Source organism: Streptomyces sp. NPDC030840, assembly GCF_055572015.1.
In genome coordinates this window covers 370655-392574 of record NZ_JBVIEE010000004.1, presented here as the reverse complement: position 1 = coordinate 392574, position 21920 = coordinate 370655, and the positions used below count along the sequence as shown (strand labels likewise).

The following is a 21920-nucleotide window of genomic DNA, read 5'->3' as shown; positions in this document are numbered from 1 at the left end:
GACCGTCACACCGGGTCGTATGTGCGCTCCACCTTCTGCGTGCCGCTGCGCGTGCGGTACGAGCGGGCCCAGGACGAGGTGGCGGTGGCCTTCGTGCGGTCGGAGAGCACGTAGTAGTCCATCTGCGCGCGCTCGGCGGTGATGTCCAGCACGCCGTAGCCGTGCCGGTCGGTGTCGACCCAGTGGACGTGCCGGTTGGCGGCGCGGATCACCGGGGCGGCCACGGCGGAGACGGTGCCCTCGGGGACCTTGAGGATGTCGTCGAGGTTGTCGGAGGTGACCGAGGTGACCACGAACTCCGTGGCGGCCGAGGCCGACAGCGGGTACGTACCGGCGTTCAGCGGCACGTCGTTGGCCCACGCCATGTGGATGTCGCCGGTGAGGAAGACCGTGTTGCGGATCGCGTTGTCCCGCAGATGGGCGAGGAGTTCACGGCGGTCGTCGGTGTAGCCGTCCCACTGGTCGGGGACGAGTGCGAGGCCCTCCCTGGGCAGCCCGAGCAGCTCGGCGAGCGGCTTCAGGAGCTCGGCGGTGAGTGACCCGATGGCGAACGGCGCGATCATCACCGAGTTGCCGACCAGTCGCCAGGTCGTGTCCGAGGCTTTCAACCCCGCCTTCAGCCAGTTGAGTTGGGCGCGGCCGGTGATCGTACGGTCCGGGTCGTCGACCTCGCCGTTCCCGACCGAGACCTGCTGGGAGCGGAACGAGCGCAGGTCGAGCAGGGAGAGGTCGGCCAGCTTGCCGAAGCGCAGGCGGCGGTAGGTGGTGCCGGCGATCGCCGGGCGTACGGGCATCCACTCGAAGTACGCCTGCTTGGCCGCGGACTGGCGGGCGGCCCAGGTGCCCTCCGCGCCCTCGGTGTGGTTCTCCGCACCGCCCGACCAGGCGTCGTTGGCCATCTCGTGGTCGTCCCAGATGGCTATGACCGGGGCCGCCGCATGCAGAGCTTGCAGATCCGGGTCGGTCTTGTAGCGGCCGTGCCGGGTGCGGTAGTCGGCGAGGTCAAGGATCTCGTGCGCCGGCGCGTGCGGGCGTACGACGGTGTCGCGCGTGCCGTACTCGCCGGTGCCGTACTCGTAGATGTAGTCGCCCAGGTGCAGCCACGCGTCCAGGTCGCCGCGCGTGGCCAGGTGGCGGTACGAGGCGAAGTAGCCGCCCTCCCAGTTGGCGCAGGAGACCACGCCGAAGCGCAGGGAGGCCACGGCGGCGTCGGCGGCCGGGGCGGTGCGCGTGCGGGCGGCGGGGGAGTCGGTCCCGCCGGCGGAGAAGCGGAACCAGTAGTCGGTGGCGGGGGAGAGGCCGCGGATGTCCGCCTTCACCGTGTGGTCGGAGGCGGCGGTGGCGGTCGCCCGGCCCTTGGCGACGATGTTCGTGAAGGCCTTGTCCAGGGCGACGGTCCAGCTCACTTCGATGTCGGCACCGAGACCGGAGCCGGGGACCGCCTCTGGTACGGGCGTCACCCGGGTCCACAGCAGGACGCCGTCGGGGAGCGGATCGCCGGAGGCGACTCCGTGCAGGAAGGCGGGCGCCTGGGCGGCCCGGGCGGGCGCCGCGGCGGCCAGCGGGGCCGCGAGGACGGCGCCTGCCGCGGCGGCCTTGACGACCGTACGGCGGCGCGGTGAGGGAGAGCCGGTGCTGGTGTGGGATCTGATGCGACTGGTCACGGCCGGTCAGATTACTGACCGGTAAGGGCTCTCCGTAAGACGGAGGACATGAAGTGCGGGCGAACTGTGAGGAGTTCGCCCGCACTTCGGCCGTGGGCCCGGCCGTGCGTCGGCCGGCCCGCCCCGGGCGGGGGTTACTTGGTGACGCCCGCGTCCTTGAGGGCCGTCTCCCACTGGGCGACCGAGGACGGATTGTCGACGGTCTTGTCGTTGATCTTGATGGTCGGCGTCGACTTGACGCCGTCGTCGTCGAAGGACTTGCTCATCTTCATCGCCCAGGCGTCGTAGGTGCCCTTCTCGACGGCGTTCTGGAACGTCTTGTTGTTCTTCAGCGCGTCGACCGTGTTGGCGACCTTGATCAGGTAGCTGTCCTTGGAGAACTCGTCGGTCGATTCCTCCGGGTGGTACTTGGCCGAGTACAGCGCGGCCTTGTACTCCAGGAACGCGTCGGTGCTGACGTTCAGCGCGGCGCCGAGCGCGCTGAGCGCGTTCTTGGAGCCGTCGCCGCCGAGGTTGCCGTCCAGGAAGGTGCCGAGGGTGAAGGAGAGCTTGTAGGTGCCGTCCTTCATGCCCTTGTTGACCGTCTCGCCGACGGTCTGCTCGAACTGGGCGCAGGCCGGGCAGCGCGGGTCCTCGTAGAGGTGGACCGTGTTCTTGGACGCGGAGTCGCCGATCACGACGGTCGTGCCGTTCTTGCCCGAGGTGTTGGCGGGGGCGACCACCTTCGCGTCGGCGGCCTTCTCCCACCCCGTGGGCTTGCTGTTCTGCACGACGGCGTACCCGACGCCGCCCGCTATCGCGAGGACCGCGACCATCGACCCGGCGACGATCAGCTGCCGCCTGACCTTGGCACGCTTGGCCTGGCGCTCGCGCTCCTGGCGCAGGCGCTCACGGGCCGCCCTCTTCGCCTCCTGGCTGTTCCTCTTGCTCATGTTGGTGATCTCCATGTGGGACGCGCACACGTCGTACGCGGGATACGTGTGGGGGACTACTGGTGCTCAGGTGCTGTCGCTCAGACGACAGTGCTGTCGCTCAGGCGAAAGCGACCGAGCACGGCGGTCCACGCCGTCCCAGGGAGTGCGCGTACACCAGGGTGCGCGCGGTGGCCGTACGGATCACGGAGCGCGGCATCATCATCCGGTGCCCGGCCGGAACGAGCCGTACCGTCACCGCCGCCACGGCCACCAGCAGCGGCCGGAAGCCGGCCGCGACAGCCGCGCCCAGCAACTGGGCCAGCGCCCGCTCGCCACGCCGCAGCCAGGCGGCCGCGAGGAGCCCGACGCCGACGTGGGCGGCGAGCAGCAGCCAGGCGGCGGCCGGGTCCGCGTCGGCGAGGAGGGAGGCCGCCCGGCCGGAGTCGTCCGTGACCCGGGTCAGCGGGCCGCCCACGCTGCCACTGCCGCACAGGACGTCCAGGCCGACCTGGCGCAGCGGGCCCGCGACGGGCCCGCCGGCCCGGCCGTAACAGGCGTGCTGGCCCGCCGTGAACACCGTGTCGGCGGCCAGCTCCAGGGGGACCAGCAGCGCCGCGATCCTGCCGAAGCCGCGCTCGCGGCCCGCCAGCGCGTACGCGACGACGAAGACGGCACCGGCGAGGGCTGCCACCGTGGTCAGGGGCAGCGGGACCCGCGACAGCAGCACGTGCGACGCGGTGCTGAGCGTCACGACGAGTGCCGTGAACAGCGCCGCGCGTACGGCTCTGAGGTGGGTCCCGGACATGTCCATAGCGTGCAGAGTCTCCCACGGACTCGCGTAAGGGACCCCTAAAGAGTCCCTGTGGGTGTCAGGTCCTACAGGCCGGGGATCCGGCCGTTGCGGAACAGGTCCACGAAGATCTGGTGGTCCGCACGCGCGCGTGCCCCGTACTCGTGCGCGAAGTCCACCAGCAGCGGGGCGAAGCCGTCCTCGTCGGCCGCGATCGCCGCGTCGATGGCGCGCTCCGTGGAGAACGGCACCAGGGACTGGCCGGACAGGTCGTCCGCCGCCGCGTGCATGGTGGCCGTCGCCCGGCCGAGGTCGCCGACGACCGCCGCGATCTCCTCCGGGTCGTCGATGTCGCCCCAGTCCAGGTCCACCGCGTACGGCGAGACCTCGGCGACCAGCTGGCCCGCGCCGTCCAGCTCGGTCCAGCCCAGCCACGGGTCGGCGTGCGCCTGGAGGGCCCGCTGCGAGATCACCGTGCGGTGGCCCTCGTGCTGGAAGTAGTCACGGATGGCCGCGTCCGTGATGTGGCGGGAGACGGCCGGGGTCTGGGCCTGCTTGATGTAGATCACCACATCGTTCTCCAGGGCGTCGGTGGCGCCCTCCAGGAGGATGTTGTACGAGGGCAGGCCCGCGGAGCCGATGCCGATGCCGCGACGGCCCACGACGTCCTTCACGCGGTACGAGTCGGGGCGGGCCAGCGACGACTCCGGGAGCGTCTCCAGGTAGCCGTCGAAGGCCGCCAGGACCTTGTAGCGGGTGGCCGCGTCCAGCTCGATGGAGCCGCCGCCGGGCGCGAAGCGGCGCTCGAAGTCACGGATCTCCGTCATCGAGTCCAGCAGCGAGAAGCGGGTCAGCGACCGGGCGTCACGCAGCGCGTCCAGCAGCGGGCCCTGGGCGGTGTCCAGCGTGAAGGGCGGCACCTCGTCGCTCTTGGCACCGGTGGCGATGGCGTGGATCCGCTCGCGGTACGCGCCCGCGTACACGTGCACCAGATCGGTGATCTGCTCGTCGCTGAGCGCCTTCGCGTACCCGATCAGGGCCACGGAGGCCGCGAAGCGCTTCAGGTCCCAGGTGAAGGGGCCGACGTACGCCTCGTCGAAGTCGTTCACGTTGAAGATCAGACGGCCCGTGGCGTCCATGTACGTGCCGAAGTTCTCCGCGTGCAGGTCGCCGTGGATCCACACGCGCGAGGTGCGGTCGTCCAGGAAGGGGCCGCCCCGCTTCTCCTGGTCGAGGTCGTGGTAGAAGAGGCACGCCGTGCCCCGGTAGAAGGCGAAGGCGGACGCGGCCATCTTCCGGAACTTCACACGGAAGGCAGCCGGGTCGGCGGCCAGGAGCTCGCCGAAGGCGGTGTCGAAGACGGCGAGGATCTGCTCGCCGCGTTGCTCGGCGCTGAGCTGCGGAACCGACATCGCTGGGTGCCTCCTGGTGCAGGTGGTGGTGCGTGACATGGGTGACTGGTGTGCCTTCTGAGGGGAACAGTCCCCTGTTTCTTTTCAACGTCCGACCGTACGCGGGAGTGCCCGCGACTCACGGATGAAGGTACGGGGGAGAGCTCTCCGAGTGTCAGCGCCGAGGCATAGACTTCGACGCTGTCCCCCAGACTGTCCGCAGCCTGTCGGGCCCCCGTCGACCGAACTTCTCCCTGGAGGCCGAAGCCGTGTCAAAGCCGCCGTTCACGCACCTGCACGTCCACACCCAGTACTCGCTGCTGGACGGTGCCGCGCGGCTGAAGGACATGTTCAACGCCTGCAACGAGATGGGCATGACGCACATCGCCATGTCCGACCACGGCAACCTCCACGGGGCGTACGACTTCTTCCACTCCGCGCAGAAGGCCGGGGTCACGCCGATCATCGGGATCGAGGCGTATGTCGCCCCCGAGTCCCGGCGCAACAAGCGCAAGGTCCTGTGGGGGCAGCCGCACCAGAAGAAGGACGACGTCTCGGCGAGCGGCTCGTACACCCACCTGACCATGTGGGCCACGGACAAGACCGGGCTGCACAACCTCTTCCGGCTGTCCTCGGACGCGTACGCCGAGGGATGGCTGACGAAGTGGCCCCGGATGGACAAGGAGTCCATCGCCCAGTGGTCCGAGGGAATCGTGGCCTCCACGGGCTGTCCCTCCGGTGAGGTCCAGACCCGGCTGCGCCTCGGGCAGTTCGACGAGGCGCTGAAGGCGGCCGCCGACTACCAGGACATCTTCGGCAAGGACCGCTTCTTCCTGGAGCTGATGGAGCACGACCTCGAACTCGAGCGCCGGGTCCGTGAGGACCTGCTGGAGGTCGGCAGGAAGCTCGGCATCCCGCCGCTGGTGACGAACGACTCGCACTACACGTACGCGCACGAGGCGGCGGCGCACGACGCGCTGCTGTGCATCCAGACCGGCAAGAACCTCTCCGACCCGAACCGCTTCAAGCTGGACGGAGGCGGCTACTACCTGAAGTCGACCGAGGAGATGTACTCCTTGGTGTCGTCGGACGTCTGGCGTGAGGGCTGTGACAACACCCGGCTGATCGCCGAGATGGTCGACACCACCGGGATGTTCGAGAAGCGCGACCTCATGCCCAAGTTCGACATCCCGGAGGGCTACACCGAGGTCAGCTGGTTCCGCGAGGAGACCATGCGCGGTATGCACCGCCGCTTCCCGGACGGCATCCCGGACGACCGCATGAAGCAGGTCGAGTACGAGATGGACACCATCATCTCGATGGGCTTCCCGGGCTACTTCCTCGTCGTCGCCGACTTCATCATGTGGGCCAAGAAGCAGGGCATCGCGGTCGGCCCCGGACGAGGCTCCGCGGCCGGCTCGATCGTCGCCTACGCGCTCGGCATCACCGACCTCGACCCCATCCCGCACGGCCTGATCTTCGAGCGGTTCCTCAACCCCGAGCGCATCTCGATGCCCGACGTCGACATCGACTTCGACGAGCGCCGGCGCGTCGAGGTCATCCGGTACGTGACGGAGAAGTACGGCGCCGACAAGGTCGCCATGATCGGCACGTACGGCACCATCAAGGCCAAGAACGCGATCAAGGACTCCGCGCGCGTGCTGGGCTACCCGTACGCGATGGGTGACCGGATCACCAAGGCCATGCCCGCCGACGTCCTCGGCAAGGGCATCAACCTCGACGGCATCACCAACCCGGAGCACCCGCGCTACTCGGAGGCGGGCGAGGTGCGCGGGATGTACGAGAACGAGCCGGACGTGAAGAAGGTCATCGACACCGCCAAGGGTGTCGAGGGCCTGGTCCGGCAGATGGGCGTGCACGCGGCCGGCGTGATCATGTCCAGCGAGACCATCACCGACCACGTGCCCGTGTGGGTCAGGCACACCGACGGCGTGACCATCACGCAGTGGGACTACCCGAGCTGTGAGTCGCTCGGCCTGCTGAAGATGGACTTCCTCGGCCTGCGCAACCTGACGATCATGGACGACGCCGTGAAGATGGTGAAGTCCAACAGGGGCGTCGACATCGACCTCCTGAGCCTGCCGCTCGACGACCCCACGACCTTCGAACTGCTCCAGCGCGGCGACACGCTCGGCGTCTTCCAGTTCGACGGCGGGCCCATGCGCTCCCTGCTGCGCCTGATGAAGCCCGACAACTTCGAAGACATCTCCGCCGTGTCGGCCCTGTACCGCCCGGGCCCGATGGGCATGAACTCCCACACGAACTACGCCCTGCGCAAGAACGGCCAGCAGGAGATCACGCCCATCCACAAGGAGCTCGAAGAGCCCCTCAGGGAGGTCCTGGACGTCACCTACGGCCTGATCGTCTACCAGGAGCAGGTGCAGAAGGCCGCCCAGATCATCGCCGGGTACTCGCTCGGCGAGGCCGACATCCTCCGCCGTGTGATGGGCAAGAAGAAGCCCGAGGAACTGGCGAAGAACTTCACCATCTTCCAGGCCGGCGCCCGCAAGAACGGCTACAGCGACGAGGCGATCCAGGCCCTGTGGGACGTGCTGGTGCCCTTCGCCGGTTACGCGTTCAACAAGGCACACTCCGCCGCGTACGGACTGGTCTCCTACTGGACCGCCTACCTGAAGGCGAACTACCCGGCCGAGTACATGGCCGCACTCCTCACCTCGGTGAAGGACGACAAGGACAAGTCGGCGGTCTATCTGAACGAGTGCCGGCGCATGCGCATCAAGGTGCTGCCGCCGAACGTCAACGAGTCGGTGCACAACTTCGCCGCCCAAGGTGACGACGTGATCCTCTTCGGCCTGGAGGCCGTGCGCAACGTCGGCACGAACGTGGTCGAGTCGATCATCCGGGCCCGCAAGGCCAAGGGGAAGTACGCCTCCTTCCCCGACTACCTCGACAAGGTCGACGCGACCGCCTGCAACAAGCGGACCACCGAATCGCTGATCAAGGCGGGCGCGTTCGACACCCTGGGGCACACCCGCAAGGGCCTGACCGCCCAGTTCGAGCCGATGATCGACAACGTGGTCGCGGTCAAGCGCAAGGAGGCCGAGGGCCAGTTCGACCTCTTCGGCGGCATGGGCGAGGAGGAGTCCAGCGAGCCCGGCTTCGGACTCGACGTGCAGTTCACCGACGACGAGTGGGACAAGACCTATCTGCTCGCCCAGGAGCGGGAGATGCTCGGTCTGTACGTGTCCGACCACCCGCTGTTCGGCCTGGAGCACGTGCTGTCCGACAAGGCCGACGCGGGCATCTCCCAGCTCACCGGCGGCGAGCACGCGGACGGCGCGGTCGTCACCATCGGCGGGATCATCTCGGGCCTCCAGCGCAAGATGACCAAGCAGGGCAACGCGTGGGCGATCGCCACCGTGGAGGACCTGGCGGGTTCCATCGAGTGCATGTTCTTCCCGGCGACGTACCAGCTGGTGTCGACCCAACTCGTCGAGGACGCCGTGGTGTTCGTCAAGGGCCGGCTCGACAAGCGTGAGGACGTGCCCCGGCTGGTCGCGATGGAACTCCAGGTCCCCGACCTGTCGAACGCGGGCACCAACGCGCCCGTGATCCTCACCATCCCGGCCACGCGGGTCACCCCGCCCATGGTCAGCCGCCTCGGTGAGATCCTCAGCCACCACAAGGGCGACAGCGAGGTGCGGATCAAGCTCCAGGGGCCGACGAAGACGACGGTGTTGCGGCTCGACCGCCACCGGGTGAAGCCGGACCCGGCCCTCTTCGGTGATCTGAAGGTGCTGTTGGGGCCGTCATGCCTCGCGGGCTGAGGCCGTGCACCGCGGGTTGAGGCCGGCGTACTGACGTGCGCGAGGGGCGCATCCGAAAAGGGATGCGCCCCTCGTGGTGTGTCTGAGTCTCAACAGCCGACGGCCGGGCCTCAGTTGTGGCCGAAGCTCTTCTGCTTCTTACGGGCGACGTCGGCGGGGCTGCCCTGGGGCTGCGACATCGGCGACTGCGTCTCCATCGAGCTCCGCTGCGCCCTCTCCTCGGCCTGCTCGGCCTGCGGGCGGCGGTTCTGCTGGGCGTCCTGCTTACGGTTCTTGTTCTTGGCCATGGTGCTCTGCCTCCTGTGGGGGATCTAGGGGCCAGGGCCGCGACCAGATTCACATAGCGGGACACGTCGCGCATTTCGGAGAATCACCGTGCGTGACAAGCTCTGTCCACGGACTTCGCGCCGATGCGCCACGCCGATGATCCAGTTCCGGCCGTTAACCTCCGCGCGGTCGGGCAGACTCGAAGGAAGCCCGAAGCAAACCTCCCGGAAAGAGGGTGGATCGCGTGGACCGCTGCATCGTCCTGGTGGACGCCGGGTATCTGCTCGGGGCTGCCGCCAGCCTCCTCGCCGGGGAACCCTCCCGCTCCCGCATCACCGTCGACCACGCCGCCCTCATCCAGGCACTGCGCGAACGCGCCGAGGCCGACACGGAGCGGCCACTGCTGCGCATCTACTGGTTCGACGGCGCCCCCGACCGCGTACCGCAGCCCGAGCACCGCAGACTGCGCGTGATGCCACGCGTCACCGTACGGCTCGGTGCCCTGACCCGGAGCGACGGGCGGTGGGCGCAGAAGGGCGTCGACGCCGCCATGCACGCCGAACTCACCGAGCTGGCACGCAACCGGGCCTGCTCGGACGTGGTGCTCGTGACCGGGGACGGCGACCTGCTGCCGGGCATGATGGCGGCCAAGGAGCACGGGGTCGCCGTGCATCTGTGGGCAGTTCAGGCCGCGGACGGCGACTACAACCAGTCCGAGGACCTGGTGGCCGAGGCCGACGAGCGGCGCGTGCTAGACCGGGCGTGGATCACGAAGGCCGTCCGGGCGAAGGAACTCGGCGGGGTGTGCGCGCCACCGCCCGTGCCGCGGCCCGAGATCGCCGCGATCCTGTCGGCTCCCTTGCCGGAGTCGGCGCTCACCGCGTCCGAGCGCACCACCGAGGAGGCGGAGCACGCACCGGCGGCCGCCGTGTCGCACAACGGGACGGAGGAGCGGGCCTCTGCCGCCGCCTCCAAGGGGGTGCCGACGCCGAAGGACCTGGCGACCATGCGGGCAGCCGGAGCGCAGAACGCGCAGCACCCCGCCAACGCCACGCTGCGCTGGTCCTCCGACAAGGGCTGGGTGGATCGGCCCGGGGTCGTCGCCGAGCCGGCGGAGGCCGCGTCCATGCCGACGCTGGCCCAGCTCACCACGGCCGAGCAGCGCTGGGCCGACCGGGAGGAGGACATCACCACGGTCGGCGGCGATCCGTACGAGGTGGGACAGGTGTTCGCGCGGCGCTGGATGTCCCGGCTGACGGAGCAGGCGCACCTGCAGAAGCTGTCCGGGATGTATCCGCGGATCCCGCACCGCGTGGACGGGGAGCTGCTGCGCTACGCCGCGCGGTTCGGGCTGCTCGCCCACAAGGACGACCAGATCGACGAGCACGACCGGTATGCCATCCGGGCCGGGTTCTGGCGGGAGATCGACGTACGGACAGCCGCGGCGCAGGCCCCTGCCGGGGAGTGAACGGGGCACGCGTGGTGATCCCGGGGCTTGCGGGGGCCGTGGGGCAGGCCCAGGCCAAGGCCGGATGAGGCCGTTCGGCGCAGCCGGGCCGCGCCGTTGTGGCTGACGCCGCCGCGGCGGAGCAGGGGTGGGCGGGTCTCACAGGCGCCTTCGGGCGCTGGGCGAGCCCGCGGTGCTGGGGTGAATGCCCGGGGGGAAGGGGCGGTCCGAGCCCTCCCCTCGCGGGGCTCGGACCGCCTCATGGCCCCCTGACAGCCGGCGCCGCCCGCCGCCCGCGCGCCCTACAGCGGCAGCGCACAGACGGCGACGGGTGACCTGGGGCCTGGTGTGGCCTTGAAGCTGATGAGGCGGGGGTGAGATCGAGGCGCGGGACGAGCCCGAAAGGGGAAGGCGAGCCCGGGCGGGGTGCCGGATATGTGCGCGTCGGGCGCCCCGGGCGAGGAGCGCGGGCGCGGACCCCGTAGGCTCGTTCCTCGTGAGTACGCGCACGGAACCCGGGAGCCGAGACGGCGGGGATGTCGTGTGCGCGGTGCGGGGGCTGACGAAGACGTATCCGGCGGTGCGCGGACGGCGCGGCGCGCCGGGGACGCCTGCCGTGCGGGCCAACGACGCCGTCCGGCTCGAGGTGCGGCGCGGGGAGATCTTCGGGCTGCTCGGGCCGAACGGCGCCGGGAAGTCGACGCTGGTCCGGCAGCTCACCGGCCTGATGCGACCGGACGACGGCACGGTCGAAATCCTCGGCCACGACATCGTGCGGCACCCCGAGCGGGCCGCGCGGATCCTCGCCTACCTCGGGCAGGAGTCGACCGCGCTGGACGACCTGACCGTGTCGCTCGCCGCGGAGACCACCGGCCGGCTGCGCGGGCTGGACGTACGGCGGGCCAGGGACGAGCGGGACGCGGTGCTGGAGGAACTGGGGCTCACGGCCCTCGCCTCGCGGCCGATCAGGAAACTCTCGGGCGGCCAGCGCCGGCTCGCCTGCTTCGCGGCCGTACTCGTCGGGGAACGGCCCCTGCTCGTGCTGGACGAGCCCACCACCGGCATGGACCCGGTCGCCCGGCGCGCCGTGTGGGCCGCCGTCGACCGGCGCCGGGCGGAACACGGCACCACCGTCCTGCTCGTCACCCACAACGTCATCGAGGCCGAGACCGTGCTCGACCGGGTCGCCGTCCTCGACCAGGGGCGGGTCATCGCCTGCGACACCCCGGCCGGACTGAAGGAGAAGGTCGCGGGCGAGGTGCGCGTCGAGCTGGTGTGGCGCGAGCGGGCCCCTCTGGACGTCCCCGAGGTCGCCGCGCTACGGTCCCGGGCCCTGGAGTCCGGGCGCCGCTGGACGCTGCGGCTCGCGCCCGAGGAGGCCCGCGCGGTGGTCGCGACGGTCACCGGCGGCGCGGCCTTCGTGGCCCTGGACGACTTCACGCTCGCCACGCCCAGCCTGGAGGACGTCTACCTGGCGCTGGGCGGCAACACGCAGGGACTGGTGAAGGCGTGAACGCAACCGCGGCCGCGGCCGTACGGGACTGGGCGGCAGCCGGAGCGAAGAGGAGCAGTTCGACGTGAGTGTCGTACCCGCGGAGGTTCTGCCGGGCGGTGCCCTGGCCGTGGAGGAGCGTGCCGGGGCCCCGGCCGCGCTCGGGCCACGGGCTCGGCTGTGGCCGTCGCTCGGAGCCGTGTACCGGGCGCAGCTCTCGCGGGCGCGCGTCGCGCGGATCCCGCTGCTGTTCGTGGCGACCTTCCAGTCGATCGGGATCATGATCCTGATGCGGGGCGTCGTGGACGGCGGGACCGAGGCTCAGGCCGTCGTCGCCGGATCGTCCGTACTGGTGGTCGCCTTCGTCGCGCTGAACCTGCTCGCCCAGTACTTCGGGCAGCTGCGGGCGAGCGGCGGGCTGGACCACTACGCGACGCTGCCGGTGCCGCCGGCCGCCGTCGTGCTGGGAGCGGCGGGGGCGTACGCGTCCTTCACCGTGCCGGGGACGGTGGTGACCGCGGTCTTCGGCTGTGTGCTGTTCGGGCTGCCGATGGGGAACCTGTGGGTGCTCGCCGCGGTGATCCCGCTCGCGGGGGCCGCGCTCGCCGGCCTCGGGGCGGCGCTGGGGCTGCTGGCGCCGCGGCCGGAACTGGCCACGCTGCTCGGGCAGTTGGGGATGTCAGCGGCGTTGCTGCTCGGGGTCCTGCCGCCGGACCGACTGCCGGGTGTGGTGCGGTTCGCGCGTGATCTGCTGCCGTCGACGTACGGTGTGGAGGCGTTCGCGCGGACCTTCGGGAGCGACCCCGACTGGGCGTTCGTGCTCGGTGACCTGGCGGTGTGCGCCGGGGTCGGCGTGGCCTCGCTGGCCGTCGCGACCTGGGCGTACCGCCGGGCGGCCGTCCGGTGACGCGTCGCACAGGTGTACCTGGCACGATGTCAGGGTGACCGCACCGCTTACTCCGCCTCCGCCGCCGCATGAACCGTCGCACGACCACTCCGCGCACAGCCCCGTCTGGCAGGCTTCGCCCGTTCCCGGGGTGGCACCCGCCGCTCATGGCGTCGCGTACGGACAGGACGGTGAACAGGACGGTCCCGGAATGAAGACCGAAGTGCGTCAGGCCGCGATCATCACGGTGGGGGTGGCGCTCGCGGGAGTGCTGCTCGGGGTGCTGTGGTGGTGGCTGGCGCCGCGGGTGCCGTTGGTCTCCGACGGTGAGGCGGTGTATCTGCGGGACACCGAGGGGGAGCAGGCCGCCGGGGTGGACGGCACCTTCGCGCTGCTGGCGCTGGCGTTCGGGGCCGTGAGCGCGCTGGTCGTGTTTCTCGTGCGGCGGCGCGGGGGTGTGCCCCTGGTCGTCGCTCTGGCGGTCGGGGGGCTGCTCGGCGGGCTGCTGGCGTGGCGGCTCGGGGTGTGGCTCGGGCCTGAGCAGGATGTCGCCGCGCATGCCAGGGAAGTGGGCAAGGGTGTGACCTTCTCGGCGCCGTTGAAGCTCGGTGCGAAGGGGGCGTTGCTGGCGTGGCCGCTGGCCGCGCTGCTGGTCCATCTCGGGCTGACGGCTCTGTTCGGGCCTCGGGATCCTGAGCCATTTGATCAGCAGGGCTCGGGGGAGGGGCCGTACGGGGCGCCTCCGGCGTAGGGGTGGTGGTTGCGGGTGGCTCGTTGGTGGGGGTGGTTTCTCGCCCCCGCCGCCCCTCCCCGTCCCGACCCCGGGGGCTGCGCCCCCGGACCCCCGTATCGGCCTTGCGGCCTCGTCCTCAAACGCCGGACGGGCTGAAAACCATGCCGCGGAACGGATGAGGAATCATCCCCCCGGACGGGCGAGAAACCATCTCCTTGGACGGGTCGAGAAACCATCTCCTTGGACGGGTCGAGAAACCATCTCCTTGGACGGGTGAGAACCATGCCCCGGACGGCTGGATTTCAGCCCCTCCGGCGTTTGAGGAGCGGGGTCCGGGGCGGAGCCCCGGGGATGGGACGGGTAGGGGCGGCGGGGGCGTGGCCAAAGGCGGGGAGTCCGTGAGGGGTCACGCTCGGGCGATCGGGGCCGAGACCGCTTCCGTGAGGGTGAGGAGGTCCTTGGGGGACAGTTCGACCTCCAGGCCACGCCGGCCCGCCGAGACGCAGACCGTCTCGTGGGCGTCAGCCGACGCGTCCAGGACCGTACGGAGCTTCTTGCGCTGGCCCAGCGGGGAGATGCCGCCGCGGACGTACCCCGTCGTCCGTTCCGCCAGCACCGGGTCCGCCATCGCCGCCCGCTTGCCGCCCACCGCCGCCGCGAGCGCCTTCAGGTCCAGGGAGCCGGCCACCGGGACCACGGCGACCACCAGCGCGCCGTCCACGTCCGCCACCAGGGTCTTGAAGACGCGGTCCGGGGAGACGCCCATCGCCTCCGCCGCCTCCTCGCCGTAGGAGGGGTGGGACGGGTCGTGCTCGTAGGAGTGGACGGTGAAGTCCACGCCCGCCGACGTCAGGGCCACCGTCGCGGGGGTGCCCCCCGGCTGCTGCTGGTTCTTCTTCGGTTTCTTGGCCAAGGTCCCGTGCTTTCAGGTAGGCCGGCACTCGTCCGGGCCGGCGCTCGTCAGTTCAGGCTCGTCGGGCCGCGCGTCAGCTCCGACGCCGGCAACGACGGCAGACTACGGATGATGGCCGTCTCCGACCGCAGGAGCCGCAGCTCGTCCCGCAGGCGCGAGGCGGTGTCCGGGGCCTGGAGGAGGCGCTGCTTGGACGGGGTGTCGAGCATCATCGCGGCGGCCACCAGGTAGGAGACCACCGCCGGTTCGTCGGGGAGGTCCGTACCCGTCGAGAGCGAGCGCTCACGCGCTCCCGCGAGGCGCTTCTGGTACTGCCGGAAGGCACGCAGGACGCCCTCCGCCAGGGTTCCCGCCTCGTCCCCCTGTTCCTCCGGCAGCTCCTCGAGCTCGGCCGTCAGGAACGCGCCCGACGACTCCACGGAGAGCAGCCGCACACGGGTCGTACCGGTCGCGAGGACCTCGAACGTGCCGTTGTCCCGCTCCCGGATCGTCGCGGCGTCCGCGATGCACCCCACGGAGTGGAACGCGCGGCCCGGGTCGTCGCCGAAGCCCGCCGCCGGGCCGCGCTCGGGCAGCGCCGTCTGGTCGGGCATGCCGGGCGCGCTCGGCGCGACCTCGTGGCCGTCGCGGATGGCGACGACGGCGAACCGGCGGGGTTCGGACTCGGGGGTCTTCAGCAGCTCGCGCATCATGGCGCGATAGCGCTCCTCGAAGATGTTCAACGGGAGCACGAGCCCCGGGAAGAGCACCGAGTTCAGGGGAAAGAGCGGGAGCCGGACGGTGGTCACGACGCAAGAGCCTAATGGTCGTCGGGGCGGGCGGGTTCCGAGTGGTCACTCCTCGGGCTCCGGCGGGCGGCGGACCGTGACCGCAGCGGGATGCCGGACGCCACCTCCAGCCGTACCCCGTCGCGCAGTTCGAGGAACTGGCCGAGCGGATCGTCCGAGACCCGGTCCCACGGGAACGAGGTGGCGTACGGGCCGATCATGCGGAGTTGTTCGAGGGCGTCCTGCCAGCGTTCCAGGCGTACCAGGACGTACGTCAGCAGGTTGCGGACCTCGGCCGGCCAGGGGTCGGCGGCCGGGTACTCGGACGACAGCGCGATCGCCGCGTCGGCGGCGGCGTCCAGCCGTTCGCGCCGCACGCCGGTCCCACCGCCGTCGGCGAGGTACGCGAAGGCGGCACGCACCGGCAGCGCCTGCACCAGCGAGCCGGGGAGCGCGTCCTGCGCGGCCTGCTCGGCGAAGTCGAAGCACTCCCGGTGCGAGCCGTACCAGGACGCCGACAGGTACTGCAGGGCCGCGACATGGCAGCCGTAGTGGTGTGGGGAGCGGCGGACCGCCTCGGCCCACAGCAGCTCGAACCCGGTGTGGCCCACGTTGGTGCCCCGCGCGTGGTCGAGCGCGATCCGCCAGGGCACCGGATCGCGGGGCTCGCCCTCCGCGGCCGCGGTGATCAACGGGCCCACGTCGCGCAGGAGTTCGGCGCGGGCGGGGGACTCCCAGCCGCGGGTCACGGCGAGTTCGGCCTTGACCAGCAGGGCGTCCGGGTCGTGCGGGGAGTCCTGCTGCCACCGGGCCAGCCACCCGTCGCGCGAGCGCGCGAAGGCCGCGAGACGCATCGCGTACCGGTCGCGGTTCTCCCACTCGGCCGCCTCACGGGTGGTGGCGAGCAGTTTGGCGGCCGGGGCGTACTCGCCCCGGCCCGCCGCCACGAGGACGGGCGCGAGCCGTTCGTCGGGTGCGTCCAGCAGCACCTCGCCGTCGGCGGGCAGGCCGACGGCGAGGAGCGAGGTGTTCCGGATCATCCGTGCCGTGCGGATGAGGGCGCGCAGGAATGCCATGGTGCCGCCATTGAAAACCCGCTGGTCGGAGCCGCGCCAGCGCGAACATGTAACACTCTTTTAGTTGTACGCCCGACGGTCAAAGTCCGGTAAAAAGCCCTGTTCGACTGCTGTTGGAGCCCTGTGTTCCCCTTGCGGAACTTTTGTGTCAGTTCCTGCTCAGCAGTCGCGTCGCCCCCGCGGCCACCGTCGTCGCCAGGATCCAGCCCAGCAGGATCACCACCGCCGCCAGCCACTGCCAGCCGCCGCGCAACTGCCAGTAGCCCGCCTGTCCGAGGTCGATGACCGGCAGGAGCAGGTCCAGGGCGAACAGGGAGGCGTTCCACGGAGGGTGCTCGCCGTTCTTGATCGGTGGATGGGCGGCGTGCGAGAAGGCGACCGATGTGGCCGCCCACAGCACGGCCATCCACACGGCGGCCCGGCCCGGCCGGTACCCGTAAGCGACGGTCCAGTCCTGCACGTACCCCCACAACTTGGCCGCGAGTGGCAGGTTCTCGCGACGGTGGCGCTGCTTGGCGAGCAGTACCTCGCGGGCGTCCTCGTCCTCCCCGCCGGCGCGCAGCACCGTGGCGAGCCGCTCGTACGGCTCGGGGTTGTACTCGGCGGTCGCGGCGGCCACCCACTCCAGGCGTCTCTCCAGCGGGAAGGGACCGCGCGGCACGAGGTTCTCGTACTGGAAGCCGCCCATCTGGAGGTTGCCCGGCCGCGGCCAACTCTCCGCCTTGTCCATCAGGTTGACGATCCGCGCGCCCGACAGGACCACCTTGCCGCGCTCCGGGCGCTCCCCGAGGAAGCGCAGTTCCGGCACCTGGACGCGGCGCAGCGACAGCTCCTGCTCGTCGGTGAAGGTGAAGCGGGCCCCCTCCAGGTCGACCGCGTCGCCGAACCGCCCGTCGTCGAGGCGCACCCCGCCCTCGCAGGAGAACCGCTGCACCCTGGTGCCGCGCGCCGGTGTGGTCCCGCTCATCAGGAGCGGATTGGCGACGCCCGCCGGGGTCATGTAGAGGGTGCGCCCGACCGTCAGCTGGGGGGCGTTGAGCGCCAGGCGCGTGTACTGGTTGGTCAGTTGCGCGCCGCGCAGGCTCAGCGACACGCCGATGGTGGCACCGCGCAGGCTCAGCTCACCGTGCGACTCCAGCATCTCGGCCTGCAGGTCCTGCCCGACGGCCATGCCGTCGCCGGTGATCGAGTGGCCGCGCCGGTCGCGGTAGACCACGGCCTGGTTGAGCAGCAGATCCGTGCCTATCTGCGCGTCGGTCAGCCGCACCCCGTTGTGGAACCGGCAGCGCGGCAGATGCAGGTCGCCCTCGGTGTGCACACGGGCCGCCTCCAGCCGGGGCACCGAGCAGCCGACCAGCCGGATCGTGGTGAACCGCGCCTCCGGCAGCCGTATCTCCTTCTCGAAGCGGCAGGCCTTCATCTCCACGTACGGCGCGACCGTGCCGCCCGCGAGGTCGAGGGTGTCCTCGATCTGGACGCCCACGAGCTTCAGTGCCGAGACGCGCCCGGCCAGGGCGGGCGGCCCGTCCAGCAGCAGCCAGCACACGATCCGCGCCCGCACGGTCCGCTCCGGCCCCCAGGGATGGCCGCCGTGCGGATCGTCCACCACCGTGTCCCCGGCGCGCAGGTCGTACACGCTGCCGTTGCGGAAGGCCTGCCACATGCCCGTCTCGGCGGCGGTCAGATCGTCCGGCGGGCTCCCGTCCAGGATGCCGGCCCCTTCGGTCACTGTTTCGTCCCTCCTGCCCGCGCTCCTCAACTACCCGCGGGTATCGCACACCCGTCCCATGCCCGCTGGGTGACGTCTCGAACGCAAGACGTGAAGGTGATCTTCCGGGTTCCCCCATCGGTGTGTATCAGCCACTGATACGGGAGGACGGCGCCCGGTCCGGGTCTGAGAGAATTGGGCCCGTGATCTCCCGAATCGATCTGCGCGGCGACGCCCTCCCCAAGGGCCCCGCCCTGCGCGACCTGCTGCCCCGAGCCGACTTCGACGTCGCGGCCGCCCTGGAGAAGGTGCGCCCGATCGTTGAGGCCGTGCATCATCGGGGCGACGCGGCGCTGATCGACTTCGCCGAGAAGTTCGACGGCGTACGCCTCCAGTCCGTACGGGTCCCGGCCGAGGCGCTGAGCGACGCGCTGGAGCGGCTCGACCCGGCCGTGCGCGCGGCCCTGGAGGAGTCCATCCGCCGCGCCCGCATCGTCCACCGTGAGCAGCGCCGCGCCGGCCACACCACCCAGGTGGTCCAAGGCGGCACGGTCACCGAGAAATGGGTGCCGGTCGAGCGCGTCGGGCTGTACGCGCCGGGCGGCCGGTCCGTCTACCCGTCCTCCGTGATCATGAACGTGGTGCCCGCGCAGGAGGCCGGCGTCGGCTCCATCGCCCTCGCCTCGCCCGCCCAGGCGGAGTTTGGCGGGCTCCCGCACCCGACGATCCTCGCGGCCTGCGCGCTGCTCGGCGTGGACGAGGTGTACGCGGCCGGCGGCGCCACCGCGGTCGCGATGTTCGCGTACGGCACCGAGTCCTGCCCGCCCGCCAACATGGTCACCGGCCCCGGCAACATCTGGGTGGCCGCCGCCAAGCGCTACTTCACGGGCCTCATCGGCATCGACTCCGAGGCCGGGCCCACCGAGATCGCGGTCCTCGCGGACGAGACCGCCGACCCGGTGCACGTCGCCGCCGACCTGATCAGCCAGGCCGAGCACGACCCGCTGGCCGCCGCCGTCCTCGTCACCGACTCCGCGGAGCTCGCGGACGCGGTCGAGAAGGAGCTGCAGCCGCAGGTCGAGGCCACCAAGCACGTCGAGGACCGGATCCGCCCCGCCCTCGCGGGCCGGCAGTCCGCGATCGTCCTCGTCGACGGCATCGACGAGGGCCTCCGCGTCGTCAACGCCTACGGCGCCGAGCACCTGGAGATCCAGACCGCGGACGCGGCGGCGGTCGCCGAACGGGTCGTCAACGCGGGCGCCATCTTCATCGGCCCCTGGGCGCCGGTGTCGCTCGGCGACTACGCGGCGGGCTCCAACCACGTGCTGCCCACCGGCGGGTGCGCCTGCCACTCCTCCGGCCTGTCCGTCCAGTCCTTCCTGCGCGGCATCCACGTCGTCGACTACACGAAGGACGCGCTGGCCGAGGTCGCGCACCACGTGGTGACCCTCGCGGAGGCGGAGGACCTGCCCGCGCACGGCGCGGCGATCAAGGCGAGGTTCGGCTGGAAGGTGCCGGAGAGCAAGTGAGCGACGTACGTATCGACGATCTCCCCGTACGGGACGAACTGCGCGGCAAGTCCCCCTACGGCGCGCCCCAACTGGACGTCCCCGTACGGCTGAACACGAACGAGAACCCCTACCCGCTGCCCGAGCCGCTCGTCGAGCGGATCACCGAGCGGGTGCGCGAGGCGGCCCGGAACCTCAACCGCTACCCGGACCGGGACGCCGTGGAGCTGCGCACCGAGCTCGCCCGGTACCTGACGAAGACGGGCGGACACCCGGTCGGCCTAGAGAACGTCTGGGCGGCCAACGGCTCCAACGAGGTCATCCAGCAGCTGCTGCAGACCTTCGGCGGACCCGGGCGCACCGCGATCGGCTTCGAGCCGTCGTACTCCATGCACGGGCTCATCGCCCGCGGCACGGGCACGGGCTGGATCTCCGGACCCCGGAACGACGACTTCACCATCGACGTCGCCGCCGCCGAGAAGGCCATCGCCGAGCACCGGCCGGACGTCGTCTTCATCACCACCCCCAACAACCCCACGGGCAACGCCGTCCCGCGCGAGACCGTGCTCGCCCTGTACGAGGCCGCGCAGGCGGCGCAGCCCTCCATGGTCGTGGTCGACGAGGCGTACATCGAGTTCAGCCACGGCGACTCGCTGCTCCCGCTGCTCGAAGGCCGGCCGCACCTCGTGGTCTCCCGGACCATGTCCAAGGCGTTCGGCGCGGCGGGCCTGCGCCTCGGCTACCTCGCCGCGCACCCGGCCGTCGTGGACGCCGTCCAGCTCGTACGGCTGCCCTACCACCTGTCGGCCGTCACCCAGGCCACCGCCCTGGCCGCCCTGGAGCACACCGACACGCTGCTGAAGTACGTCGAGCAGCTGAAGTCCGAGCGGGACCGGCTGGTCACCGAGCTGCGCGCGACCGGCTACGAGGTGACCGAGTCGGACGCCAACTTCGTGCAGTTCGGCCGGTTCGACGACTCCCACACCGCCTGGAAGAAGATCCTCGACCGGGGCGTCCTGGTCCGGGACAACGGCGTCCCGGGGTGGCTGCGGGTCACCGCCGGAACTCCGGCCGAGAACGACGCGTTCCTGGACGCGGTACGTGAACTACTGAGTGGTGCGGGGGACAGCCCCACACCCCCGAAGGAGCAGAGCGCATGAGCCGCGTAGGGCGCGTGGAGCGGAACACGAAGGAGACGTCCGTCCTCGTCGAGATCGATCTCGACGGTACGGGCCGGACGGAGATCTCCACCGGGGTCGGCTTCTACGACCACATGCTCGACCAACTCGGCCGGCACGGTCTGTTCGACCTGACCGTGAAGACCGAGGGCGACCTGCACATCGACTCGCACCACACCATCGAGGACACCGCCCTCGCACTCGGTGCCGCCTTCAAGCAGGCCCTCGGCGACAAGGTGGGCATCTACCGCTTCGGCAACTGCACGGTCCCGCTGGACGAGTCCCTCGCCCAGGTGACCGTCGACCTGTCCGGCCGCCCGTACCTCGTGCACACCGAGCCCGAGAAGATGGCGCCGATGATCGGCGAGTACGACACGACGATGACCCGGCACATCCTGGAGTCCTTCGTCGCCCAGGCCCAGATCGCCCTGCACGTGCACGTACCGTACGGGCGCAACGCGCACCACATCGTGGAGTGCCAGTTCAAGGCGCTGGCGCGGGCGCTGAGGTATGCCAGCGAGCGCGACCCGCGGGCCGCCGGCATCCTTCCGTCCACGAAGGGCGCGCTGTGAACAGCCTCTCGACGCTCCTGATCGTCGTCGGGCTCTTCCTGCTCGGCGGCGTCTACTCCTTCGTCAAGCAGAAGTTGCCCAAGGGGCTCATCGTGCTGCTCTCGATAGGCGCCGGGATGTGTCTCGTCGCCGGTGTCCTGAGGCTGGAGGTGTGGAATTGAGTGCCCCCGCAAAGAGCGTGGTCGTCTTCGACTACGGCTTCGGCAACGTCCGTTCCGCCGAGCGTGCCCTCGCACGCGTGGGAGCCGACGTCGAGATAACGCGCGACTACGACAAGGCCATGAACGCGGACGGCCTGCTGGTGCCCGGCGTCGGCGCGTTCGCCGCCTGCATGAAGGGCCTGACCGAGGCGCGCGGCGACTGGATCGTCGACCGCCGGCTGTCCGGCGGCCGCCCCGTGATGGGCATCTGCGTCGGCATGCAGATCCTCTTCGCCCGCGGCATCGAGCACGGCGTGGAGACCGAGGGCCTCGACGAGTGGCCCGGCTCGGTCGAGCCGCTCCAGGCCGACATCGTGCCCCACATGGGCTGGAACACCGTCGAGGCCCCGGCCGACTCCGAGCTCTTCGCCGGCCTGGACGCCGACGCGCGTTTCTACTTCGTGCACTCCTACGCCGTCCACGACTGGAACCTCCAGACGCACAACCCCGCCATGAAGGCCCCCAAGGTCACCTGGTCCACCCACGGCAAGCCCTTCGTGGCGGCCGTGGAGAACGGCGCCCTGTGGGCCACGCAGTTCCACCCCGAGAAGTCCGGCGACGCCGGAGCGCAGCTGCTCACCAACTGGATCGGAACCCTGTAGACA

19 protein-coding genes are annotated in these 21920 nt (G+C 70.8%); 10 read left to right on the top strand and 9 right to left on the bottom strand.

Annotated elements, in window-relative coordinates; all coding sequences use genetic code 11:
* Window positions 1-5: 5 nt before the first annotated feature.
* From ACZ49J_RS12130 to ACZ49J_RS12115, 4 genes are all read right to left on the bottom strand, one after another.
* Window positions 6-1664: an alkaline phosphatase D family protein gene (locus ACZ49J_RS12130; RefSeq protein ID WP_467451421.1), complete on the bottom strand. Its 1659-nt coding sequence runs from the start codon at window positions 1662-1664 to the stop codon at window positions 6-8.
* A gap of 134 nt (window positions 1665-1798) precedes the next feature.
* Window positions 1799-2596: a DsbA family protein gene (locus ACZ49J_RS12125; protein WP_467451420.1), complete on the bottom strand. Its 798-nt coding sequence runs from the start codon at window positions 2594-2596 to the stop codon at window positions 1799-1801.
* A gap of 100 nt (window positions 2597-2696) precedes the next feature.
* A complete protein-coding gene (locus tag ACZ49J_RS12120; RefSeq protein WP_467451419.1) occupies window positions 2697-3389 on the bottom strand; it encodes a hypothetical protein in 693 nt (230 codons plus the stop codon).
* 65 nt (window positions 3390-3454) lie between these two features.
* Window positions 3455-4780, bottom strand: coding sequence for a DUF2252 domain-containing protein (locus ACZ49J_RS12115; protein ID WP_467451418.1), 1326 nt, complete (start codon window positions 4778-4780; stop codon window positions 3455-3457).
* 248 nt (window positions 4781-5028) lie between these two features.
* Here ACZ49J_RS12115 and dnaE point away from each other — a divergent pair, with 248 nt between their 5' ends.
* Complete coding sequence (dnaE, locus tag ACZ49J_RS12110; protein ID WP_467451417.1) at window positions 5029-8568, top strand: DNA polymerase III subunit alpha; 3540 nt, start codon at window positions 5029-5031, stop codon at window positions 8566-8568.
* Window positions 8569-8678: 110 nt separating this feature from the next.
* On the opposite strand, the gene ACZ49J_RS12105 is transcribed toward dnaE, so the two are convergent.
* Window positions 8679-8855 (bottom strand): hypothetical protein, encoded by a 177-nt coding sequence (locus tag ACZ49J_RS12105; RefSeq protein ID WP_467451416.1) that lies wholly within the window; start codon window positions 8853-8855, stop codon window positions 8679-8681.
* Between the two features lie 224 nt (window positions 8856-9079).
* Between ACZ49J_RS12105 and ACZ49J_RS12100 the strand changes: the two genes are divergently transcribed.
* The 4 genes from ACZ49J_RS12100 (at window position 9080) to ACZ49J_RS12085 (ending at window position 13411) form a co-directional block, all read left to right on the top strand.
* Window positions 9080-10303, top strand: a complete 1224-nt coding sequence (locus tag ACZ49J_RS12100; RefSeq protein ID WP_467451415.1) for an NYN domain-containing protein — start codon at window positions 9080-9082, stop codon at window positions 10301-10303.
* Window positions 10304-10778: 475 nt separating this feature from the next.
* Window positions 10779-11795, top strand: a complete 1017-nt coding sequence (locus tag ACZ49J_RS12095) for an ABC transporter ATP-binding protein (protein ID WP_467451414.1) — start codon at window positions 10779-10781, stop codon at window positions 11793-11795.
* A gap of 64 nt (window positions 11796-11859) precedes the next feature.
* Window positions 11860-12681 (top strand): ABC transporter permease, encoded by an 822-nt coding sequence (locus ACZ49J_RS12090; RefSeq protein WP_467451413.1) that lies wholly within the window; start codon window positions 11860-11862, stop codon window positions 12679-12681.
* Between the two features lie 34 nt (window positions 12682-12715).
* Window positions 12716-13411 (top strand): AAA family ATPase, encoded by a 696-nt coding sequence (locus tag ACZ49J_RS12085; protein ID WP_467451412.1) that lies wholly within the window; start codon window positions 12716-12718, stop codon window positions 13409-13411.
* Between the two features lie 388 nt (window positions 13412-13799).
* Here ACZ49J_RS12085 and ybaK read toward each other — a convergent pair whose 3' ends face one another.
* The 4 genes from ybaK to ACZ49J_RS12065 form a co-directional block, all read right to left on the bottom strand.
* A complete protein-coding gene (gene ybaK, locus ACZ49J_RS12080) occupies window positions 13800-14306 on the bottom strand; it encodes a Cys-tRNA(Pro) deacylase (protein ID WP_467451411.1) in 507 nt (168 codons plus the stop codon).
* A gap of 47 nt (window positions 14307-14353) precedes the next feature.
* The gene (locus ACZ49J_RS12075; protein ID WP_467451410.1) at window positions 14354-15094 is read right to left on the bottom strand and encodes an LON peptidase substrate-binding domain-containing protein; all 741 of its coding nucleotides are present in this window, start codon (window positions 15092-15094) and stop codon (window positions 14354-14356) included.
* Window positions 15095-15105: 11 nt separating this feature from the next.
* Window positions 15106-16149, bottom strand: coding sequence for a hypothetical protein (locus tag ACZ49J_RS12070; RefSeq protein ID WP_467451409.1), 1044 nt, complete (start codon window positions 16147-16149; stop codon window positions 15106-15108).
* Window positions 16150-16297: 148 nt separating this feature from the next.
* Window positions 16298-17878 (bottom strand): oxidoreductase, encoded by a 1581-nt coding sequence (locus ACZ49J_RS12065; protein ID WP_467451408.1) that lies wholly within the window; start codon window positions 17876-17878, stop codon window positions 16298-16300.
* Window positions 17879-18060: 182 nt separating this feature from the next.
* Between ACZ49J_RS12065 and hisD the strand changes: the two genes are divergently transcribed.
* The 5 genes from hisD to hisH are packed head-to-tail and all read left to right on the top strand — an operon-like array spanning window position 18061 to window position 21917.
* Entirely contained in the window at window positions 18061-19386 is a 1326-nt protein-coding gene (gene hisD, locus ACZ49J_RS12060) for a histidinol dehydrogenase (protein ID WP_467451407.1), read from the top strand.
* The gene (locus ACZ49J_RS12055) at window positions 19383-20525 is read left to right on the top strand and encodes a histidinol-phosphate transaminase (protein ID WP_467451406.1); all 1143 of its coding nucleotides are present in this window, start codon (window positions 19383-19385) and stop codon (window positions 20523-20525) included. Before hisD ends, ACZ49J_RS12055 begins: the two co-directional genes overlap by 4 nt.
* Window positions 20522-21115, top strand: a complete 594-nt coding sequence (hisB, locus tag ACZ49J_RS12050; protein ID WP_467451405.1) for an imidazoleglycerol-phosphate dehydratase HisB — start codon at window positions 20522-20524, stop codon at window positions 21113-21115. The genes ACZ49J_RS12055 and hisB overlap by 4 nt, the downstream gene beginning before the upstream one ends.
* Window positions 21112-21276, top strand: coding sequence for a hypothetical protein (locus ACZ49J_RS12045; RefSeq protein ID WP_467451404.1), 165 nt, complete (start codon window positions 21112-21114; stop codon window positions 21274-21276). Before hisB ends, ACZ49J_RS12045 begins: the two co-directional genes overlap by 4 nt.
* Window positions 21273-21917: an imidazole glycerol phosphate synthase subunit HisH gene (gene hisH / locus ACZ49J_RS12040; RefSeq protein WP_467451403.1), complete on the top strand. Its 645-nt coding sequence runs from the start codon at window positions 21273-21275 to the stop codon at window positions 21915-21917. Before ACZ49J_RS12045 ends, hisH begins: the two co-directional genes overlap by 4 nt.
* Window positions 21918-21920: the final 3 nt, after the last annotated feature.